Annotated in this window: 19 protein-coding genes; 7 read left to right on the forward strand and 12 right to left on the reverse strand. The window is 58.1% G+C overall.

Annotated elements, in window-relative coordinates; genetic code table 11:
• Positions 1–49 precede the first annotated feature (49 nt).
• Positions 50–1,030: a YdcK family protein gene (ydcK, locus tag ACMYSN_RS03180; RefSeq protein ID WP_462496985.1), complete on the forward strand. Its 981-nt coding sequence runs from the start codon at positions 50–52 to the stop codon at positions 1,028–1,030.
• A gap of 54 nt (positions 1,031–1,084) precedes the next feature.
• Here the strand turns inward: ydcK and rimL are convergent, their stop codons facing one another.
• The 5 genes from rimL to ycaC form a co-directional block, all read right to left on the reverse strand.
• Positions 1,085–1,651: a 50S ribosomal protein L7/L12-serine acetyltransferase gene (gene rimL / locus ACMYSN_RS03185; RefSeq protein ID WP_462496986.1), complete on the reverse strand. Its 567-nt coding sequence runs from the start codon at positions 1,649–1,651 to the stop codon at positions 1,085–1,087.
• Positions 1,652–1,713: 62 nt separating this feature from the next.
• Positions 1,714–3,369: a glucan biosynthesis protein D gene (locus ACMYSN_RS03190; protein WP_123754160.1), complete on the reverse strand. Its 1,656-nt coding sequence runs from the start codon at positions 3,367–3,369 to the stop codon at positions 1,714–1,716.
• Between the two features lie 178 nt (positions 3,370–3,547).
• Complete coding sequence (locus ACMYSN_RS03195) at positions 3,548–4,321, reverse strand: type 2 periplasmic-binding domain-containing protein (protein WP_462496987.1); 774 nt, start codon at positions 4,319–4,321, stop codon at positions 3,548–3,550.
• Positions 4,322–4,332: 11 nt separating this feature from the next.
• Positions 4,333–5,502, reverse strand: coding sequence for a pyridoxal phosphate-dependent aminotransferase (locus ACMYSN_RS03200; protein WP_462496988.1), 1,170 nt, complete (start codon positions 5,500–5,502; stop codon positions 4,333–4,335).
• 144 nt (positions 5,503–5,646) lie between these two features.
• Positions 5,647–6,270 carry an isochorismate family cysteine hydrolase YcaC gene (ycaC, locus tag ACMYSN_RS03205; protein ID WP_123754157.1) on the reverse strand — a complete coding sequence of 208 codons (624 nt, stop codon included), beginning with the start codon at positions 6,268–6,270 and terminating at the stop codon, positions 5,647–5,649.
• Between the two features lie 189 nt (positions 6,271–6,459).
• Here ycaC and ACMYSN_RS03210 point away from each other — a divergent pair, with 189 nt between their 5' ends.
• The gene (locus ACMYSN_RS03210) at positions 6,460–7,308 is read left to right on the forward strand and encodes a LysR family transcriptional regulator (RefSeq protein ID WP_462496989.1); all 849 of its coding nucleotides are present in this window, start codon (positions 6,460–6,462) and stop codon (positions 7,306–7,308) included.
• Here the strand turns inward: ACMYSN_RS03210 and ACMYSN_RS03215 are convergent.
• Positions 7,295–8,803: a carboxylesterase/lipase family protein gene (locus tag ACMYSN_RS03215; RefSeq protein WP_462496990.1), complete on the reverse strand. Its 1,509-nt coding sequence runs from the start codon at positions 8,801–8,803 to the stop codon at positions 7,295–7,297. The two genes, ACMYSN_RS03210 and ACMYSN_RS03215, sit on opposite strands and share 14 nt — an antisense overlap.
• A 52-nt stretch (positions 8,804–8,855) precedes the next feature.
• The gene (gene hglS, locus ACMYSN_RS03220) at positions 8,856–10,199 is read right to left on the reverse strand and encodes a VOC family protein (protein ID WP_462496991.1); all 1,344 of its coding nucleotides are present in this window, start codon (positions 10,197–10,199) and stop codon (positions 8,856–8,858) included.
• A gap of 243 nt (positions 10,200–10,442) precedes the next feature.
• Here hglS and pcaH point away from each other — a divergent pair, with 243 nt between their 5' ends.
• From pcaH to ACMYSN_RS03240, 4 genes are all read left to right on the forward strand, one after another.
• Complete coding sequence (gene pcaH, locus ACMYSN_RS03225; RefSeq protein ID WP_174508820.1) at positions 10,443–11,183, forward strand: protocatechuate 3,4-dioxygenase subunit beta; 741 nt, start codon at positions 10,443–10,445, stop codon at positions 11,181–11,183.
• Entirely contained in the window at positions 11,180–11,800 is a 621-nt protein-coding gene (gene pcaG, locus ACMYSN_RS03230; RefSeq protein ID WP_462496992.1) for a protocatechuate 3,4-dioxygenase subunit alpha, read from the forward strand. Before pcaH ends, pcaG begins: the two co-directional genes overlap by 4 nt.
• A 170-nt stretch (positions 11,801–11,970) precedes the next feature.
• A complete protein-coding gene (locus ACMYSN_RS03235; RefSeq protein ID WP_123754151.1) occupies positions 11,971–12,894 on the forward strand; it encodes a LysR substrate-binding domain-containing protein in 924 nt (307 codons plus the stop codon).
• Positions 12,895–13,230: 336 nt separating this feature from the next.
• Positions 13,231–15,600 carry a PQQ-binding-like beta-propeller repeat protein gene (locus ACMYSN_RS03240; RefSeq protein WP_462496993.1) on the forward strand — a complete coding sequence of 790 codons (2,370 nt, stop codon included), beginning with the start codon at positions 13,231–13,233 and terminating at the stop codon, positions 15,598–15,600.
• A 97-nt stretch (positions 15,601–15,697) separates the two neighbouring features.
• On the opposite strand, the gene ACMYSN_RS03245 is transcribed toward ACMYSN_RS03240, so the two are convergent.
• The 4 genes from ACMYSN_RS03245 to cybB all read right to left on the reverse strand — a co-directional run bounded on the left by ACMYSN_RS03245 (position 15,698) and on the right by cybB (position 18,329).
• Entirely contained in the window at positions 15,698–16,816 is a 1,119-nt protein-coding gene (locus tag ACMYSN_RS03245; RefSeq protein ID WP_123754149.1) for an S-(hydroxymethyl)glutathione dehydrogenase/class III alcohol dehydrogenase, read from the reverse strand.
• Between the two features lie 24 nt (positions 16,817–16,840).
• Positions 16,841–17,116: a metal/formaldehyde-sensitive transcriptional repressor gene (locus tag ACMYSN_RS03250; RefSeq protein ID WP_123754148.1), complete on the reverse strand. Its 276-nt coding sequence runs from the start codon at positions 17,114–17,116 to the stop codon at positions 16,841–16,843.
• A gap of 105 nt (positions 17,117–17,221) precedes the next feature.
• Positions 17,222–17,695, reverse strand: coding sequence for a GNAT family N-acetyltransferase (locus tag ACMYSN_RS03255; RefSeq protein ID WP_462496994.1), 474 nt, complete (start codon positions 17,693–17,695; stop codon positions 17,222–17,224).
• Positions 17,696–17,801: 106 nt separating this feature from the next.
• The gene (gene cybB, locus ACMYSN_RS03260; RefSeq protein ID WP_462496995.1) at positions 17,802–18,329 is read right to left on the reverse strand and encodes a cytochrome b561; all 528 of its coding nucleotides are present in this window, start codon (positions 18,327–18,329) and stop codon (positions 17,802–17,804) included.
• A 146-nt stretch (positions 18,330–18,475) separates the two neighbouring features.
• Between cybB and ACMYSN_RS03265 the strand changes: the two genes are divergently transcribed.
• A complete protein-coding gene (locus ACMYSN_RS03265; RefSeq protein WP_462496996.1) occupies positions 18,476–18,958 on the forward strand; it encodes a glutathione peroxidase in 483 nt (160 codons plus the stop codon).
• A gap of 153 nt (positions 18,959–19,111) precedes the next feature.
• Here ACMYSN_RS03265 and ACMYSN_RS03270 read toward each other — a convergent pair whose 3' ends face one another.
• Positions 19,112–19,453, reverse strand: a complete 342-nt coding sequence (locus ACMYSN_RS03270) for a gamma-glutamylcyclotransferase family protein (protein WP_462496997.1) — start codon at positions 19,451–19,453, stop codon at positions 19,112–19,114.
• Between the last annotated feature and the right edge of the window lie 233 nt (positions 19,454–19,686).

Consider the following 19,686-nt stretch of genomic DNA (forward strand, 5'->3'; position numbering starts at 1 on the left):
CGGCATTTTTTGCTATGTTTATGTTAACCAAAAGTAAAGAGAAACCTTGATGAACAAATATCGTCTCAGCGAGCACGTTCGCCTGTTTCACTATCAAGAGGACGGGATTAAACATAGCGTAAATCTGCGGCAAATTGTGGCCTTACGTGATTTTGCTGACGTGCAGGCCGGAAGCGAAGGCGGCTGGCTGGACGAAGAGTCGGCGCTCAGCCATGAAGGCGACTGCTGGATCTATGACCCCAACAGCGCGGTATTTGCCGGGGCGCAGGTGGAAGATAACGCGCGGCTCACCGGCACCTGTATCGTCAGCCATGGCGCACGGATCCGCGGCGAGGCCTGGGTCGATAGCGCCGAAGTGAGTCACCACGCTGAAATACGTGACAACGTCACTGTCGAGCACTCCCATATCCGTGGCTACTGCCGTCTGGCAGATCGCGCGCGTATTCTCCCCCACTGCCTGATCGTTGCCGCCCAGGGACTGACCGCCGATCGCGACAAATATCTGCAAATTTATCAGCGGGCCACCGTCAGCGCCTCGCGTATCGTGCATCAGGTGCAAATCTACGGGGATGCCTTCATCGAGCACGCTTTTGTCGAACATCGGGCTGAGATCTTTGACCATGCGCGGTTGGAGGGAAACGAAGACAATGATGTCTGGGTCTGCGATAACGCCCGGGTATACGACCATGCGCGGATCGTCGCCGGACGTGGCGAAGATGCTATCCCGACCCTGCGCTACAGTTCGCAGGTGGCGGAGAACGCGGTGGTCGAGGGAAACTGCGTGCTCAAACATCGGGTGATGGTAGGCGGTCACGCGAGGCTCTGCGGTGGCCCGATCCTGTTGGATGACGAGGTGCTGATTCAGGGCCACGCCTGCATCAGCGGCGATGTGGTGATCGAACACCAGGTTGAAATTGGCGACAGCGCCCACATCGACGCCCGCCATGGCGATGCCATCCATCTGCGCGGCCGCAAGGTGATCAACGGCAACTGCCACATTACCCGCACGCCGCTGCTGGGCTCGCTATAGTCCACGTTCGCATCCCGGCCAAGGCGGAACGCCAATTACCGGGGGGAACCGCCCTCACTCCCCGGCGCTGTCGATAATCCGCCCGTAGATATTCTGGTCGTCATAGCTGCCGTTCAGGTACTCTGCCTGCTTCAGGCACCCTTCCAGGCTGAAACCGTTGCGCAGCGCCACCTGATTGCTCTTGTGGTTCGCCACCCGGCACTTAATCACAAAGCGTCGCACTTCACCGCTGCGCGCATAATGCTGGATAAAGGCCTCTAGCGCCTGCGAAAGCAGTCCCTGACCCTGGTGATGTTCATCAATCCAGTAGCCGATATAGCCGGTCTTATTCAGCGGTTCGATCTGGTTGAACGACAGCACGCCGACCATCTCATCCCCGACAAACAGCAAGAACATTTTGGCGTAGCCGCGCTGATGCAGCATGACGTTCCCCTGCACATGACGGCGGGTTTCATCCTCACTGCTCACCGCCGCCGGCCAGCTTAAGGTGTGCTGTAACCAGTGCTTATTTTTTTCAACCAGCTGATGTAATTCGCTGACGTAGCGTTCATCCACCGCGCGCAGCGTCAACTGGTCAGTTACCGGGATTGCTTCAGGGACGGGAGGGGTTTGGTCAGACATAGCACTCTCTCACGGCAAGGTTCCTCCGCGACGGCATCGCGCCGCCGCGGAGGAATCAGCGATTATTTCATGACCCGGTCATCAACGTAGCGTCGTTCATCCGGCGCCGGCGGGAAATACTGATACAGCCAGGTCTCACTGATCGCCGCGCCCTGACAGCGCAGGAACATGCGCATTTCCACCGGATCGGTGGAATCATTGGTGGGGTACCAGTCAAACTGGATGCGATAGCCGTCGAACGGCTCAACGTACAGAATCTCGACCTGCTTCGCTTCACCGTTAGAGAGGGTAATCACCGGCTCAATGCCACGTGGGGCCGCGGCTTTCAGATCGCCGCCGACAAAGTCGATGGCAAAACGACGCGCCCACTTGTCCGGGTAATGCTCGCCCGGTGCCCAGCCTTCCGGGAAACCGCCCATGCCGGTACGGGTTGCCATCACGCGGGCCAGCGGTGAACGCACCGGCGGCTGCGCGCTCCAGTACAGGCGGTAGCTAAAGTCCAGCTCGTCGCCGGCTTTGATGGCTTTTTCCGGCTGCCAGAAGCAGACGATGTTATCCAGGGTTTCACCAGTGGTCGGGATCTCCATCAGACAAACGGCCCCTTTGCCCCACTGGTTACGCGGCTCGACCCACAGGCTCGGGCGTTTGTTGTACCAGCCCATGATGTCCTGATAATGCGTGAAATCACGGTCAAGCTGCAGCAGACCAAAGCCGCGCGGGTTTTTGTCCTGGAAGGCGTTGAACTGCAGCTTTTGCGGGTTGTTCAGCGGACGACAGACCCACTCGCCGTTGCCACGCCACATCGCGAGGCGATCGGAGTCGTGGATCTGCGGGTGGATGGTGTCGCACATCCGGCGCTCGTTGTTGCCGCAGCTGAACATACTGGTCATCGGCGAAATGCCCAGCTGTTTGATATCTTTGCGGGCGTAGATGTGGTTTTCCACATCCATAATCACCTGTGTTTCCTGGCAGTTGATCACAAACTTATAGGCCCCGGTGACGCTCGGGCTGTCGAGCAGCGCGTAAACGGTAAACACCGTGGCGCCCGGCTTAACCGTTTCGAACCAGAAGGAGGTAAAGTCCGGGAACTCTTCCGGGGTGTCGGTGAAGGTATCAACCGCCAGACCACGCGCGGACAGCCCGTACTGGTAGGTACTGTCAACTGCACGGAAGTAGCTCGCCCCCAGGAAGGCGACGATGTCACGACGCGCCAGCTCCGGCGCTTTAAAGGCACGGAACCCGGCAAAGCCGAGGTCGGTCTGCCCCACCAGCTGCGAGGTATCGACGCCGGCGTCGTTATAGTTAAACAGTTCCGGACGGAAGTGAATTTCCCGCGCCTGTTGGGTCTGCGTATCTAACGAGAACATGCGCACGCGGCGGCGGAAACCCATGCCGACGTGGAAAAACTGGATGTCCAGTTTGCGTTCGTCAATATTGTTCCACAACGAATGTCCCGCATCGTACTGGATGCTGTTGTAAGCCTGCGGGGTCAGGTTCGCCAGAGTCGGCGGCAGCGCGCGCGGCGCACCTCCCCACGGCTGACGAGAGAGATCGTGCGCCATTGATTGCAAAACGGAAAAGTCAAAACGGCGCGTCATCCCATCAGCAATGCCCGAATCTTCGGCAAGCGCGGCGTTAGAGAAAAGTGATGCGACTCCTGACGTGCTGCATACGGCGGCAACAGCCATGGAAGATTTGAGAAAACGTCTGCGATTCATGCCTGAGAAAGCGTCCTTCTGTTATGTCAATTGATACGCAACGCGACAAACAGATGCGTCGTGAATTTCGCCCACTCTAGACAAAAACGATTGATAATCCAATTGTTGTAAGTATAAAAATGATGAATATTTTAACTGACAAAGCCCCCGATGCTTTTACGCCGCGGGGGCTCACGGGTTATTTGACGCTGACGTCAATACCCGGGAAATATTTGGCCGCCAGGCGGGTGATGGTGCCATCGGCGCGCACCTTATCGATCGCCGCATCCAGCTGCTTTTTGGTGACCTCATCACCTTTACGCAAACCGTAGCCAATCCCGCTGCCGAGAATGGTATCGTCAGCCACCGGCTCGCCAATGAAACCGAACCCTTTGCCCTGTGGCTTGCTGAGGAAACCGGCCTGCCCGGCGGCGGACATCACCAGCGAGGCGTCAATACGGCCGTTCAGCAGATCCGCCCACGCCATGTTCTGATCTTTGTACGACACCACCGCCACGCCGTGCTTTTCCCAGTGCTCTTTGGCGAAGGTTTCCTGAATCGACCCCTGCAGAACGCCGATGGTTTTGCCTTTCAGCCCTTCCGGCGTCGCCTGCATGCCGCTATCCGCTTTGCCTACCAGTTGCGAAGGGATACGGTAAATCGGCTGGGTGAAGTCGATGCTTTTGCGCCGCTGCTCGGTGATATTCATCGCCGAGTTAATGGCGTCGAATTTTTTCGCCACCAGCCCCGGGATCAGCGCATCAAACGAGGTCTCTTCCCAGCGGCATTTCAGCCCGGCCGCCTGGCAAATCGCATTCCCGAGCTCAATATCAAAACCGACCAGCTCCCCTGCGGTGTTGCGGCTTTCAAACGGCGGGTATTCAGCTTCCACTCCGTAGCGCAGCTCGCTGGCCGCCAGCGAAGAGAAGGTACAGAACATCCCCAGTGCAAGGGTGAGGGCTTTCAATTTCATCGTGGGGCTCCTTAACGCGGCTTAACGTGACACAGTGCCTGGGCACCGGCCAGCAATGTGGCTTCATCTTTAGCAAAAGAGAGGCGAATCAGTTTGTTATCAGTGCCATCAGTATAAAACGCTGACAGGGGGATCGTCGCCACCCCATAATCGGTGATCAGTCGCTTGACCATCTCGCTGTCGCTTTCATCGCTGAAGTGGCTGTAGTCGGCGAGCATGAAGAACGAGCCCGCGCTCGGCAGCAGGCGGAATGGCGAATCGGCCAGCAGTCGCTGGAGGAGATCACGTTTCTGCTGATAGAACGCCGCCAGCGACAGCCAGCTTTGCGGGTCGGTCATATGCCCGGCAAAAGCGTACTGCATCGGCGTGTCGGCGGAGAACATCAGGAACTGGTGGACTTTGCAGATCTCGTCCATTAGCGCGGCGGGCGCCACGCAGTACCCTACGCGCCAGCCGGTTACGTGGTAGGTTTTGCCAAACGACGAGATGATGACGCTGCGCTCTGCCAGCTGCGGATGGGTCGCCATACCGTGATGTTGCTCGCCGTCAAAGACCACATGTTCGTACACTTCATCGGACAAAATCACGATATCGGTGTTGCGCGTCAGGGCCGCCAGCTGGTTCAAATCCTCCCTGGAGAACACCTGCCCACTGGGGTTATGCGGCGTGTTGACGATAATCATCCGCGTACGCGGGGTGATGGCGGCGCGGACTTCATCCCAGTTGACGCTAAAATCCGGCACCGTCAGCTTGATGGCGACCGGCGTGGCTCCCTGCAGACGAACAATGGGTGCATAGCTGTCAAATGAGGGTTCGAAGTAGATAACCTCATCGCCCGGGTGCACCAGTCCGCCAATCGCCGAGTAGATCCCCTGGCTGGCGCTGGCGGTAATCAACACTTCACTGTCGACATCGTAGCGGGTGCCGTACAGCGTCGCGATTTTTTCGGCAATGCGCTCTTTGAGCACCGGCAGGCCGGTCATCGGCGCATACTGGTTGTGCCCGGCTTCCATCGCCTGGGTGACGCCGGCGATCAGCCCGGTATCACAGGCAAAATTGGGGGCGCCCTGAGAAAGGTTAATGGCCTTATGTTGGGCGGAAAGTTGACCGATTACGGTAAAAATCGTGGTGCCGACATCCGGTAATTTGGAGCGGGTTGTCACCGGGGAGGTAAGACTCATAGTTAATCCTTTCTCATTTTAATTGCATAACCATTCAATCCAAAGCGCTACCCGGCGACAAACGAATTGTTGTCATAGTAGCCATGCATTCTGATCATGCCTTGAGAAAAGAGACGGCCAGCAGAGGCTGGCCGGAGGGGGAAATTACTTGCTGGTTAAGGTGTTAAAGCTGGTCATCAGGTTGCGGTAGTCCGGAATATGGTTGGAGAACAGCGTCCCCAGCCCTTCCACATCATTGCGCCAGTCGCGATGTAGCTCACAGGCGGCACCAAACCATGACATCAGCTGCACCCCGGCCTGCGACATACGATCCCAGGCGGCATCGCGAGTAATCGGGTTAAAAGTGCCGGACGCATCGGTGATAACGAAGACCTCATATCCCTCTTCTATCGCCGACAACGCCGGGAATGCCACGCAAACCTCGGTGACCACCCCGGCGATAATCAACTGTTTCTTGCCGGTGGCTTTTACGGCTTTGACGAAATCTTCGTTATCCCAGGCGTTAATATTCCCCGGACGGGCAATATAGGGGGCATCCGGGAACTGGGCTTTCAGTTCCGGCACCAGCGGACCATTGGGGCCGTTTTCAAAACTGGTGGTCAGGATGGTCGGCAGGCCAAAGTATTTCGCCATGTCCCCCAGCGCCAGCACGTTATTTTTGAATTTATCCGGGTCGATATCGCGCACTAACGATAATAGTCCGGCCTGATGATCCACCAGCAGGACAGCTGCATCATTTTTATCCAGACGAACGTAGGGTTTAGCCATGATCTCTTCCTCATTTAACTATCAGGTTATCCCCGCCAGCGCTCCTGCGCGGACAGATGCTTACAACTCATGGCAAATCATAGTTCAGTTACTGGCGGAGGATTAGCCGTCGAAAGTAGAACGCATTGTCCCATTCTCTGAACGAAGCTGGCATACTGCCTATGATCAAATTGCATAGCTGGAGCAACGATGTCGCGAAGCGCCCTGCCTTTTCATGCCGTGGAAACCTTTCTGGTGACCGCCCGGCATCTTAATTTGACCCATGCCGCGCGTGAGCTGTGCCTGACCCAGGGTGCGGTCAGCCGCCAGATCGCCGCGCTGGAGGCCTGGTTTGGTTTTGCGCTTTTTGCCCGCCACGCCCGCGGGCTGCATCTGACTCCGCAGGCCAGTGCCCTCTACCCGGAACTGCAGTCGGCATTCGGCCAGCTGGTGGCGGTGGCGGAACAGGCGCGTCAGCAGCAGACCGTGGTGCGCCTGAAGGCCCCGACCTGCGCCATTCGCTGGCTGGTTCCCCGGCTGGTGGCTATCGAGCAGCGCCATCCGGAGCTTCAGATTGCGCTCACCACCACCACGGAACATAGCGTGAACTTCAGAACTGAACCCTACGATGCGGCGATTGTATTCGGTAGCCAGCACAGCGCCGGCGATCTGCTGTTTGAAGAGGCGCTGACGCCGGTGAGCAACGGCAGCCTCGCCTGCGACGACACCCTCAGCGACGTCACCTTTTTGCACCCGACGCGGGATAAGACCGACTGGTCGCTGTGGCTGACCACCTTTTCACCGGACACGCCGCTGGCGATGCGTAAAAATCAGCACTTTGACACCATGGATCTGGCGATCACCGCCGCCATGCAGGGGCTGGGGATCGCCATGGCGGATGCCACGCTGGTGGCGGAAGATGTGCGGGCGGGTCGCCTGGCGCGCCCCTTCCCCTTAAGCGTGAAAACCGGCGCCAGCTACCGGCTGGTGCTGCGCCATGTGCCGAGCAAGGCCGAGGGGCTGACGCGCTTTCGCGAAGAGCTGCTTAATCCAGCGTAACGTGGTGGCGCATCACCCGGCGAAATAGCGCCAGCCGCGCGCGCATAAAGCGGTTTTCCAGTTTAAAACCGGCCTGCTTATGCAGCCCAATGCGCAGCAGTCGGTCCCGCCCACGTAGACAGGCCGGCCAGCGCACGACACCCGGTAGTTCGCGGCAGTGGTGCCCCGCCAGGCGCGCAAAACTGACCCAGTAGTTGGCGACTTCGGCGGCAAAGGCGTTATCATCATCGCTGGCATAGGTGCGCACTGGTTCGGAAAGCCTGAGGGTATCAAATACATACGGCACTTCATCGCCGTGCCACGCCCCGTGCGGGCTGGTCTCCTCAGCACCCTGCGGTACATAGTCAAACCAGTAGCGCCAGCACGGTTGTCCCACGCGCTGCTGGGCCTGCATCACCACATAGCCGAGGGTGGTAAACGCCATATCGCGGCACACTTCACGTCCGAGGTTTTCGTCCCCTTTAACCCCCGGATAGAGCAGCTTAATCAGCCCTAATCCCAGGCGCCGTTCGCGACGCAGCTTTTGGATCTGCCCGGCGATATCAACACCGAACACCGCCATCACGCTGGCTTCATCGCTGTTCGAGCCAATCATCACCGGTAGCGGATGCTGACGACCGGCAAAAAAGGCCTCCAGCATCGGCTGGGGCAGCACCGCGTCCCCGGCGATCGGCGCCGGGCCGATGGTCAACGGCGCGGTCAGCGACCAGAAGGCCTCCGCCGGGATCGCCCGCAGCTGTTCCGCGCTGGCTTCAGGGAGCGAAAAGTGTTCGGCTAACCGTTGCCCCTTCTCCAGCGCCTTCTCGCGCGGCAGGTCCGGCAGCGTATAGCCGCTCTGAATAATGGCTTTATGGAACAGACCGCGGGATTTTGGCGACACCATCAGCGACAGCACGCTGCGCGCACCGGCTGATTCACCAAACAGGGTCACGTTGGTGGCGTCGCCGCCGAAGGCATGAATGTTCTCCTGCACCCACTGCAGCGCCGCGATTTGATCAAGCAAGGCAAAATTATAGACGCGCTCGCCATCTTCCCCTTCCAGCGCCGGGTGGGCAAAGAACCCCAGATGGCCAAGCCGGTAGTTAACGGTCACCACCACCACGTCGCGCCCCGCCAGCGCGGCACCATCGTACGGCGGCAGGCTGCCGGCACCGATCGTAAAACCGCCGCCGTGTAGCCAGACCATTACCGGCAGCGGCTGAGAACGCGTCGCCGGCGCCCAGACGTTCAGGTACAGGCAATCTTCTGAGAAACGGCCAGGATCGCCGCCGCCCAGCTCGCGGCAGTATTCAATATCCTGCCAGCTGGCAGCGGAAAAGGTGGTGGCATCGCGCACGCCCTGCCAGCGCGCGGGAGGCTGCGGGGCGCGCCAGCGGAGTGCGCCGACCGGCGGCGCGGCAAAGGGGATCCCGCGCCAGATGTGGATCCCCTGTTCGGTGGTTCCGGATAACGTCCCTTGCCGGGTGGTAACCAGCGGAGTCGACAACGTCTGCATGACCTGATTCCTTTTGCGGTCGTCAATGGTTCATGTCAGCAGAGTACCGGTTTCAGAGCAGACCGCAACGGCGTTTGCTGCGCTCCTCCGCCTGTTGGTATAGGGTGAACTCATCCAGCACCGGGCAACCGAGCGCCGTTTCGAAGGCCTCGCGGCTGGCATTGCCGTGGCTGCGGGCCTGGGTTTGATTGCCGAGATTCGACTGAAAAATCCCGGCGGCGCTCACCGGTAAAAAATCTTCATAAATAATCGGTTGGGCGATAAGCCAGCCACGTTCGATGAGCGGCTGCGGATCGTCGCCGTGACCGAATGCCTGACGGTGGGCTTCCCCCGCCGGTGTCAGACGGTAGCGGAACCACGCCAGCCCCTGCTGACGCAGCAGGAATTCGCTGTCCGGGAACTGGCTGAAGACCTCCTGCAGATGGCGCTGGTGGTTCAGGTTATCTTTGCCAACCCCGGCTTCGTTCAGCAGACGGTCATACAGCGCGCGGCCCTTCGGAGTTAAGGCGATCCCGCGCTGCTCGATTTCGCCAAAGCGCGCGGTGTGGGTGCCTTGCTGCTCCCCGTTAAACTTCACCGGCTCTTCGAGGGCTTTAAAACTGGTCTGCCGCAGTAAAATCGGCACCTCGCGGCGCGGCGGCCCTTCGATTAACGCTTTCGGGACGATCCCGCACTCGGGCATCAGGGACTGTACCCGGTCGATATCGAGAGTACGCGGCGTCAGGTGGTTAATATGGCAGCCGGGGAAGCACACCACATCGGCAATCAGCCGGTGTTCGTTACTCAGCGCGTGATAGCTGTCGGCGTCGACCGTCGCATGGCTGTGCCAGCGGAAGGTCTCCAGCGCCTCGCGGACAAACTCCCGGGCCTCGGCGGGGCTAAAGCTGCCCTGCTCTTCATGCCGGGCGATCAGCTCGCGGCAACGCGGTGTGAAGATGTCGCGTCGGGCCAGGATCTCCGCCGCCCGCTGGCGCAGTTCAGCGCTGGCAATCAGCTCCAGGCGCAGCAGCGAGGTAAAGATACGGAACGGATTACGCGCCAGCGCCGCGTCATCAATCGGGCGAAACGCCGTGGAATGCACCGGCACACCCGCCTGCGATAAATCGTAATAGCTCACGGGGAACATCCCCATGATGGCAAACATCCGGCGCAACGTCGCCAGCTCCTCCGCCGTGCCGACGCGAATTGCGCCGTGGCGCTCCACATTCAGCCGTGATAGCTCGTCCGCATTAGCCAGTTGTTCATGGAGTTTCGGATGCTGCTCCAGCACCGCCAGATTTACGTCCGCCACCAGCTCCAGTAACGTCCCGTACTGTGGAACTTCCTGCTGGTACATCGCCGACATTGCCTGCGAAAAGTGTTCCCGAATCTCATCAGCCGTGATGGTGTTCGCCATGATGCCTTACCTCCAGTGGATACTTCCTGGAGTGTAGAAAAGGCCGATGGAGGCGGCGGGAAGAATTTACAAATTGTGATGAGGATAACCTGCCTCCCGCTTTTCGTCCGTTTGTGACATAACGGAAAGTTATAGAAAACACCCTTTAATTTCACTTTAAATTAACAATGCATTTACACACACTGTTTCTGGCGATAACACAATAAGAAGCCCCTCTACCGATAGATACGGAGTCCGTACCCTATGAACGATAAATGGTCACCGCGCGAGGTTATTCATCGCGACTACAATAACCATCCCCCGGCTTACGCACCGGGCTACAAAACCAGCGTGCTGCGCTCGCCGCGCAATGCCCTGATCTCGCTGCAAAATTCGCTGTCTGAAATCACCGGCCCGGTCTTCAGCCATGACGATCTTGGACCTCTGGATAATGACCTGATCCTCAACTATGCCAAAGAAGGTCTGCCAATTGGCGAGCGTATAATCGTCCATGGCTACGTCCGCGACGGCTTTGGTCGACCGATGAAAAACACCCTGGTGGAGGTCTGGCAGGCGAACGCCGGCGGCCGCTACCGGCATAAAAAAGATCAGTATCTGGCCCCCATCGACCCCAACTTTGGCGGCTGCGGGCGCGTACTGACGGATGAAAACGGTTATTACTGTTTCCGGACCATCAAGCCCGGCCCCTATCCGTGGCGTAACCAGGTCAGCGACTGGCGTCCGGCCCATATCCACTTTTCCCTCTCCGGGGATGCGTGGGCGCAGCGCTTGATTACCCAGATGTACTTTGAAGGCGACCCGCTGATTAAGCAGTGCCCGATCGTCAAAACCATTAATAACGATGACGCGGTGCGCACGCTGATTGCCGAACTCGATACTCATGCCGCAGTGCCGTTGGATTGCCTGGCCTATCGCTTCGACCTTGTGCTGCGCGGCCATCGCGCCACGCTGTTTGAAAACCGTACTCAGGGGGCTGCCCGATGAAAGACTATTTAGCCGAAACCGCCTCGCAGACCGCCGGACCGTACGTGCATATTGGCCTGGCCCCCGAGGCCGCCGGATTCCATATCTTTGAAAAGAACTTCGGCCCGGACCTCACCACCGCCGATACCGAAGGCGAGCGTATTACGCTTGAAGGTCGTGTGATCGACGGTTCCGGAACCCCGGTACGTGACGTGCTGCTGGAGATCTGGCAGGCCAACGCCGCCGGGCGCTATCACCACCCCGACGATCGCCAGCAGAGCAAAAAGGTCGACCCGGCCTTTCGCGGCTGGGGCCGCAGCTGCTCCGACTTCGCCACCGGGATCTGGCGTTTTGAAACCATCAAACCCGGTGCCGTGGTCGGTCGCGATGGCCGCATGATGGCACCCCATATCAATGTCTGGGTGGTGGCGCGCGGGATCAACATCGGTCTCAACACGCGGCTGTACTTCTCTGACGAGCAGGACGCCAACCTCAATGATCCGGTACTCAATCTGATTGAATGGGAAGTACGGCGCCAGACCTTGATTGCCCAGCGCGAAGTGCGCGGCAACGATATCGTCTACCGGTTTGATATTCACCTGCAGGGTGACAACGAAACCGTCTTCTTTGATCTTTGAGTGCTTTCTCGCCTGATTTGCCCCGACCTGGCTCGGGGCGTCTGTTTTTTGTACAAAATGAAAAAACTTGTAATACATTAAGATGAAATGTTAATAATATTTTGCTATCAGGTTATCAAAATTCAATAACTTCGCTTGTCACCTATGCAGCTCTGTTTTTAACATTGAATATGGAAAAAAATGGTCTTTTCAGTCAGCGCATTCGCTTGCGCCATTTACACACCTTCGTGGCCGTCGCTCAACAGGGAACTCTGGGGCGTGCGGCTGAAACCCTCAATCTCAGCCAGCCTGCGTTATCTAAAACGCTCAATGAACTGGAACAGCTGACCGGCACGCGACTGTTTGAACGCGGACGCCTCGGGGCTCAGCTGACGCTGGTCGGCGAACAGTTCCTCACTCATGCGGTAAAAGTCCTCGACGCGCTCAATACGGCGGGCCAGGCGCTCAACCGTAAAGAGGGGTTGAATAATGACGTGGTGCGCATCGGCGCGCTGCCCACCGCCGCGCTGGGGATCCTCCCCACGGTCATTGGCCAGTTCCACCAACAACAAAAAGATATCACTCTGCAGGTCGCCACCATGAATAACACCATGCTGCTGGCGGGCCTGAAATCCGGTGAAATCGACATCGGTATCGGGCGAATGTCTGATCCGGAGCTGATGAGCGGCCTGAACTATGAGTTGCTATTCCTCGAATCCCTGAAGCTGGTGGTTCGTCCCGGACACCCTTTATTGCAGGAGACCGTCACCCTCAGTCGGGTGATGGAGTGGCCGGTGGTGGTGTCACCAAAAGGCACTATCCCGCGCCAGAATGCCGAGACCCTGCTGCAAAGTCAGGGGTGTAAAATCCCTGCCGGCTGTATCGAGACGCTTTCCGCTTCCTTATCGCGCCAGCTGACCGTCAACTATGACTACATCTGGTTCGTTCCGTCCGGTGCGGTTAAAGACGATCTGCGCCGGGGCTTGCTGGCTACCCTCCCGATCCCGACCGAGGGCGCGGGGGAGCCGATTGGTATTCTGACCCGCGTGGACGCGACCTTCTCTTCCGGCGCGCAAACGTTACTGAGCGCCATTCGCAAATCGATGCCTGCCTGACGATCGCCGGATAACGCGCCCTGCGCCTTATCCGGGTTTCTCTTACCCTGACCTTGGGTCTTCCTTACCGCGCCTGACCTCACTCTTCAGCCATGAGCGCGAGTGATGGCGAAACCATCAAAATAATCAATTAATGCGCAATTATTTTTTAACAATTGCATCAAGTTCATTAACAGTCATATCATTGCTTTTATTTCACCATATGGTTCATGCACAATTCAAAAATCATTTCATTAACTGCAACAACGAAGGTTTTACCACCTTCACTCAAAACATAATATTTTATTAATTGATTCATTTGGTTCACATCTGACAACAGATGGTTAAGGAGACAAAATGGCAACTTTCGCTGTACCACGCGGATTCCCCCGGATCCTGCTGTGGCTGCTCGCCGGGCTGATGCTGATCATCGGTCTGGCTATCGGTATTCTTGGGGTTAAACTGGCGACGCTCGGCGGTACGTTCTATTTCGCCATTATGGGGCTGGTGATGGTCATCGCCTCGGTACTGATTTTCCGCCATCGTCGGATCGGGATTGTGCTGTACGCCATCGCTTTCATCGCCTCCATTTTCTGGGCGATCTCTGACGCTGGCTGGACCTACTGGCCGCTGTTCTCGCGCCTGTTCGCTCTCGGCGCGCTGGCCTGCCTTTCGGCGCTGGTCTGGCCCTATCTCTCGCCCCAGCCGGCGAAGAAAGGCCCGGCCTTTGCGCTGGCCGCGGTCCTCGCCGTGGTGCTGGCCGCCAGCTTCGGCTGGATGTTCAAATCACAGCCGCTGGTGAGCGCCACCGAAGCGGTGCCGGTCAAACCGGTCGCCCCTGGCGAGCAGCAGAAGAACTGGGAGCACTGGGGTAACACCACCCACGGCGATCGTTTTGCCGCCCTCGACCAGATTAACAAGCAGAATATCAACCAGCTGCAGGTTGCCTGGGTCGCCCATACCGGCGATATCCCGCAAAGCAACGGCTCCGGCGCGGAAGACCAGAACACCCCGCTACAGATCGGCGATACCCTGTACGTTTGTACGCCATACAGCAAAGTGCTGGCGCTGGATGTCGACAGCGGTAAAGAAAAATGGCGTTACGATCCCAAAGCCACCGCGCCAAACTGGCAGCGCTGCCGGGGTCTGGGCTATGCCGAAGACAGCCTGCAGGCCGCAGCAACCACTGGTGCTCAGCCCGCCGCCTGCGCCCGCCGTCTGTTCCTGCCGACCACCGATGCTCGCCTGATCGCCATCGACGCCGACACCGGTAAAGCCTGTGAAGACTTCGGTGACCACGGTACCGTCGACCTGAGCGTCGGGATGGGTGAAATCAAACCGGGCTACTACCAGCAGACCTCGACACCGTTGGTGGCTGGCAACGTCGTCGTCGTCGGCGGCCGCGTGGCGGATAACTTCTCCACCGGCGAGCCTCCGGGCGTCGTGCGTGCCTATGATGTGCATACCGGCAAGCTGGCATGGGCCTGGGATCCTGGCAACCCTGCGTTGACCGGTCTGCCGCCAGAAGGCCAGACCTATACCCGCGGGACGCCGAACGTCTGGTCTGCCATGTCCTATGACGCCAGGCTTAACCTGATCTATCTGCCAACCGGCAACGCCACCCCGGACTTCTTCGGTGGGGAACGTACCGCGCTGGATGATAAATACAGCTCGTCGATCGTCGCCGTTGACGCCACCACAGGACAGGTGCGCTGGCACTTCCAGACCACCCATCACGATCTGTGGGACTTCGACCTGCCATCACAACCGCTGCTGTATGACCTTCCTGATGGTAAAGGCGGCACCACGCCGGTACTGGTGCAGACCAGTAAACAGGGCATGATCTTTATGCTCAACCGCGCCACCGGGGAACCGGTCGCCAAAGTGGAAGAACGTCCGGTCCCTGCCGGTAATATTAAAGGCGAGCGCTACTCTCCGACGCAGCCTTACTCCGTCGGTATGCCGATGATCGGCAACGATACGCTGAAAGAGTCGGATATGTGGGGCGCCACGCCGGTGGACCTGCTGATGTGCCGGATTGCCTTTAAAGCCATGCGCCATCAGGGCGTCTTCACCCCGCCGGGCGAAGACCGTTCACTGCAATATCCTGGCTCGCTGGGCGGTATGAACTGGGGCAGCGTCTCGGTCGATCCGAACAACAGCCTGATGTTCGTCAACGATATGCGCCTGGGACTGGCGAACTATATGGTTCCGCGCGAAAAAGTGGCCAAAAATGCCAGCGGCATTGAGATGGGGATTGTCCCGATGGAAGGGACACCGTTTGGCGCGATGCGCGAGCGCTTCCTGTCGCCGCTGGGTATTCCGTGCCAGAAACCGCCGTTCGGCACCATGTCCGCGGTGGATCTGAAAACCGGTAAGCTGGTGTGGCAGGTGCCGGTGGGAACCGTGGAAGACACCGGGCCGCTGGGGATCCGTATGCATATGCCAATCCCTATCGGTATGCCAACCCTCGGCGCGTCGCTGTCGACCCAGTCCGGCCTGCTGTTCTTCGCCGGTACTCAGGATTTCTACCTGCGCGCGTTTGATACGGCTAACGGCAAAGAGATCTGGAAATCACGTTTGCCGGTTGGCAGCCAGTCTGGCCCGATGACCTATGTTTCGCCGAAAACCGGCAAACAGTACATTATCATCAACGCCGGTGGCGCCCGTCAGTCTCCGGACCGTGGCGACTACATCATCGCCTACGCCCTGCCTGACCAGAAGTAAAAAAAACCAGCGCAACCTGTAAGAGGGTTGCGCTGGTTTTTGCTCAGCAGGATTGATAACGGTGCTCATCTGCCTGACGGCACTGAGCACCTGTCGCTCACTGGTCGCCGAAGTGGATCACGGTGCGGATGGATTTACCGTCGTGCATCAGATCAAAGGCTTCGTTGATCTGCTCCAGCGGCATGCGGTGAGTGATAAACGGATCGAGGTCAATTTTACCGGCCATCGCATCTTCAACCATCCCCGGCAGCTGGGTACGCCCTTTCACGCCGCCAAACGCCGACCCGCGCCAGACGCGGCCGGTCACCAGCTGGAATGGCCGAGTTTTAATCTCCTGCCCGGCACCAGCAACACCGATAATCACGCTTTCACCCCAGCCTTTATGGCAGCACTCCAGCGCAGCGCGCATGACGTTGACGTTGCCGATACATTCAAAGCTGAAGTCCACGCCGCCGTCGGTCAGTTCGACGATCACATCCTGCACTGGCTTATCGTAATCTTTCGGGTTGATAAAATCGGTCGCGCCCATCTCTTTCGCGAGGGTGAATTTTTCCGGGTTGGTATCAATCGCCAGGATGCGCCCGGCTTTCGCCTGTACCGCGCCCTGAATTACCGCCAGACCAATGCCGCCCAGGCCGAAGACCGCAACGGTATCGCCCTCTTTGACTTTCGCGGTGTTGTGAACGGCACCGATACCGGTCGTCACGCCGCAGCCCAGCAGGCAGACTTTATCCAGCGGCGCCTGCGGGTTGACCTTCGCCAGAGAAATCTCGGCGCACACGGTGTATTCGCTGAAGGTACTGGTACCCATGTAGTGATAGATCGGCTCGCCGTTATAGGAGAAACGGGTGGTGCCGTCCGGCATCAGGCCTTTCCCCTGAGTGGCGCGTACCGCCTGGCACAGGTTGGTTTTGCCGGATTTACAGAATTTGCACTCGCGACACTCGGCGGTGTACAGCGGGATCACGTGGTCACCCGGCTGCAGGCTGGTCACGCCTTCGCCGACTTCCACCACGATACCGCCGCCTTCGTGACCCAGCACCGCCGGGAACACGCCTTCCGGATCGTCACCGGAGAGCGTAAACGCATCCGTATGGCAGACGCCGGTGTGGGTAATTTTGACCAGCACTTCGCCTTTTTTCGGCGGCGCGACATCAATCTCAACAATCTTCAGCGGCTGGCCTGGGCCAAACGCGACAGCTGCACGTGATTTCATAACCGTCTCTTCCTTCATGATGATTTATTTTAAGTAGGATCGTAGCAGATGGCCCACTTCCGCCATTCTGACCGCGCGCTGGTCCGGGGTGGTTTCGCCGTTGACCAGCTCATCCTGGAGATGGATTTCCACCATCTCCCCCATCAGGCCGTTAGTGGCGCCGCGGATAGAAGCAATCTGCTGCAGTATCGACATGCAGGATTCGCCGGACTCCAGCGCCCTTTCCAGGGCTTCAACCTGCCCGCGAATACGACGTACGCGACTTAGCGCGCGTTTTTTGTCTTCAGGTGAATGTGGCACATTGTCGCCCTCGATATCGTATAGGGGGGTATACTATATTTTATTGACCAATGAGGCAAACTGAAACGTCGTCTGACGCCGCGATAAAGCGTCCAGTCACTGAGTTTAGTCGAGCTCCAGCGCCATCTCCACACAACGCAGATCCGCTTGCGCCAGTTTTGACGGCAGCAGCTTTTCGCGCACCGCCACAAAGCCGTGGCGCAGATAAAAACCGGCGGCGTTTGGTGTAGCCTCCAGCGTAATCACCCGAAATTTGCGCCGTCGCGCTTCGGCAATCACTGCATTGATGATCATTCCGGCGCAGCCTTTCCCGCCCCATTCAGGCAGCGTAAAAATGGCTTCGACGCTGGCGGTGTGGATATCGAGATAGCCGGTGGCGACCGGTTTCCCGCCCTCGTCTTCCACCACATAAAAAGGATTGTCCTGCACCGCCTCACGATAACCTTCAGGCATCCGATCCGGCGTCCAGGCATCCACCACGGTGGCACCGTAGCTCTCGCGACAGCCGCTGCGGATGGCCTGATTACGGATGACCCACAGCGCGGGGGCTTCATCGGGTATGGCAAGTCTGATATTCATTGGCGCTCCTTGGGTATCAGTCCATACCAGATGTACCACAGCCCGTGATAAAAGCGATAAAAAAACCCCGCCATGTGGCGGGGTCTGTGCAGCATGAGTGCCGGGGTTAGCGCTTGCGCGGCATCATCCGTAGCAAGGTATTGTCCTTCCACAGATAGTGGTGCAGCAGCGCGGCCAGGGCATGCAAGCCAATAAGAAAGTAACCGGTATTCGCCAGCAGGCCGTGGACGCCCTTCAGGGTATCGACTAGCTCAAAATTGCTTTCCGGAGCAAACGGCATGGTCAGGCCGAAGGCTATCCACGGGTTGCCCCGGTTATACATCATCACCAGGCCGATAATCGGCTGGGCAATAAACAGCAGATAGATAGCCAGGTGCCCGAGGTGGGCAAAGCCGGTCATCATCGGCGAAGGCTTCGGGACAATCGGCGGCGCCGGATATTTCAGCCGCACCAGCAGGCGCGCCACCATCAGCACCAGAATTGAGATGCCGCAGGAGACGTGGATCATGTTGATGAGCGGCCGGTCGCTGCGTGGGAAGAAGCCTTTTAGCTCCATGGTGGCATAGGCGCCAATAACCAATAAAAAGACCAGCCAGTGGATGCCGATTTGCAGGCCAGTGTATTTATCGCGCATGATAAACCCTTAATAAAACTGTGATGTCGACAACATAACGACCTTTTATTAAAAAATCATTAACTTTTACGTACTTATAACAAACAACTACGGCAGGCTGAGTAACAATGTTGACGTCAAACTAATTTTGTCCTGAGGACTCTGATATGACCACCTTTTATCAACTTACCGCCACCAGCCTGCAGGGCCAGCTTATCTCTATGGCCGACTATGCTGGCAAACTGGTCCTGGTAGTGAATACCGCCAGCCATTGTGGCTTCACGCCACAATATGCCGGCCTTGAGGCACTCTACAAGAAGTACGCCGCCCAGGGGCTGGTGGTGCTCGGTTTCCCCTGTAACCAGTTTGGCAAGCAGGAACCCGGCGGTACCGAGGAAATCGCGCAGACCTGTCATATCAACTACGGCGTGAGCTTCCCGATGTTCGAGAAAGTCGAGGTCAACGGCGCTGCTGCCCACCCGCTGTTTCGTTACCTGAAAGACGAATTGCCCGGCGTGCTGGGTGGACGAATCAAATGGAACTTCACGAAGTTCCTGGTCGGACGCGATGGCAGACCGCTTAAGCGGTTCGCACCGTTCACCACCCCAGAGAAAATGGAAACCGCCATCCTTGCTGCACTGAAACTCTAACTGTTCCGCTCATTTGAGCGGTCCAGGCGCGCCTGACGATGGGTACCAGCGCCAACGCAATTCCGCCCTGCAAGGCATGGAACCCGGCTTTTTTATGCCAGCAAAAATAGCACAGAGCACCGAGACCACCGCCTCGGGAGCTAACATTTGCGGTTACTGTGCCAGCCCGACCCTCGGTTGAAGCTGGTACACCCACGCGGTCACCTGCTCGCCTGTCGTGGTGGTCACCGTAGCCTCCACGCGATCGTAGCCCGCTTCGAACGCATCCAGCATCGGCCAGTGCGCCGGGAGTTTATCGGAGAAAAACAGATAGCCGTCAACGGGGGCACCGTCAGGATCGAGCACGATACCGGGGAAATCCGCCGCCTCGCCCCATCCGCGCGCGTAAAAGGTACCCTTCACCTGGCCCGGCAGCCATTCACCGCCGATATTCTCCAGAATAAAGGCATTCTCATGACCCGGACGCAGGGTCCCGTAGACAAATAAACGTTCCATGATCCCTCTTCACCACCACCATCAATGCCGCAAGCGGCCGGAAAGAGTCAAAATACGGGGGAAGCGGGCACTTAGCAAGGCACGCGGCCTCACCCCCGTGACCATCGCCAATATGCGGGCGGCAACTAAAATTTTTTTCCGCCCCGCGACATGGCCTGTTTCCCTGAAAATTCAGCCACTTTTGCCTCACCTGCTTGCCAGCGCTTTGCCAGCCGGGTTGCCGATTCGTCATT

This window comes from Klebsiella sp. R445 (genome assembly GCF_051131755.1).
Taxonomy (GTDB): domain Bacteria; phylum Pseudomonadota; class Gammaproteobacteria; order Enterobacterales; family Enterobacteriaceae; genus Klebsiella; species Klebsiella lignicola.

Excerpts from the sequence above, each read along its gene's own strand:
- cybB (WP_462496995.1), bottom strand. The coding sequence starts at position 18,329 with ATGCGCGATAAATACACTGGCCTGCAAATCGGCATCCACTGGCTGGTC.
- ACMYSN_RS03265 (WP_462496996.1), top strand. The coding sequence starts at position 18,476 with ATGACCACCTTTTATCAACTTACCGCCACCAGCCTGCAGGGCCAGCTT.
- ACMYSN_RS03240 (WP_462496993.1), top strand. The coding sequence starts at position 13,231 with ATGGCAACTTTCGCTGTACCACGCGGATTCCCCCGGATCCTGCTGTGG.
- ACMYSN_RS03210 (WP_462496989.1), top strand. The coding sequence starts at position 6,460 with ATGTCGCGAAGCGCCCTGCCTTTTCATGCCGTGGAAACCTTTCTGGTG.
- pcaH (WP_174508820.1), top strand. The coding sequence starts at position 10,443 with ATGAACGATAAATGGTCACCGCGCGAGGTTATTCATCGCGACTACAAT.
- ACMYSN_RS03190 (WP_123754160.1), bottom strand. The coding sequence starts at position 3,369 with ATGAATCGCAGACGTTTTCTCAAATCTTCCATGGCTGTTGCCGCCGTA.
- ycaC (WP_123754157.1), bottom strand. The coding sequence starts at position 6,270 with ATGGCTAAACCCTACGTTCGTCTGGATAAAAATGATGCAGCTGTCCTG.
- rimL (WP_462496986.1), bottom strand. The coding sequence starts at position 1,651 with ATGTCTGACCAAACCCCTCCCGTCCCTGAAGCAATCCCGGTAACTGAC.
- ACMYSN_RS03235 (WP_123754151.1), top strand. The coding sequence starts at position 11,971 with ATGGAAAAAAATGGTCTTTTCAGTCAGCGCATTCGCTTGCGCCATTTA.
- ACMYSN_RS03270 (WP_462496997.1), bottom strand. The coding sequence starts at position 19,453 with ATGGAACGTTTATTTGTCTACGGGACCCTGCGTCCGGGTCATGAGAAT.
- pcaG (WP_462496992.1), top strand. The coding sequence starts at position 11,180 with ATGAAAGACTATTTAGCCGAAACCGCCTCGCAGACCGCCGGACCGTAC.
- ACMYSN_RS03255 (WP_462496994.1), bottom strand. The coding sequence starts at position 17,695 with ATGAATATCAGACTTGCCATACCCGATGAAGCCCCCGCGCTGTGGGTC.
- ACMYSN_RS03195 (WP_462496987.1), bottom strand. The coding sequence starts at position 4,321 with ATGAAATTGAAAGCCCTCACCCTTGCACTGGGGATGTTCTGTACCTTC.
- ACMYSN_RS03200 (WP_462496988.1), bottom strand. The coding sequence starts at position 5,502 with ATGAGTCTTACCTCCCCGGTGACAACCCGCTCCAAATTACCGGATGTC.
- ACMYSN_RS03245 (WP_123754149.1), bottom strand. The coding sequence starts at position 16,816 with ATGAAATCACGTGCAGCTGTCGCGTTTGGCCCAGGCCAGCCGCTGAAG.
- hglS (WP_462496991.1), bottom strand. The coding sequence starts at position 10,199 with ATGGCGAACACCATCACGGCTGATGAGATTCGGGAACACTTTTCGCAG.
- ACMYSN_RS03215 (WP_462496990.1), bottom strand. The coding sequence starts at position 8,803 with ATGCAGACGTTGTCGACTCCGCTGGTTACCACCCGGCAAGGGACGTTA.
- ydcK (WP_462496985.1), top strand. The coding sequence starts at position 50 with ATGAACAAATATCGTCTCAGCGAGCACGTTCGCCTGTTTCACTATCAA.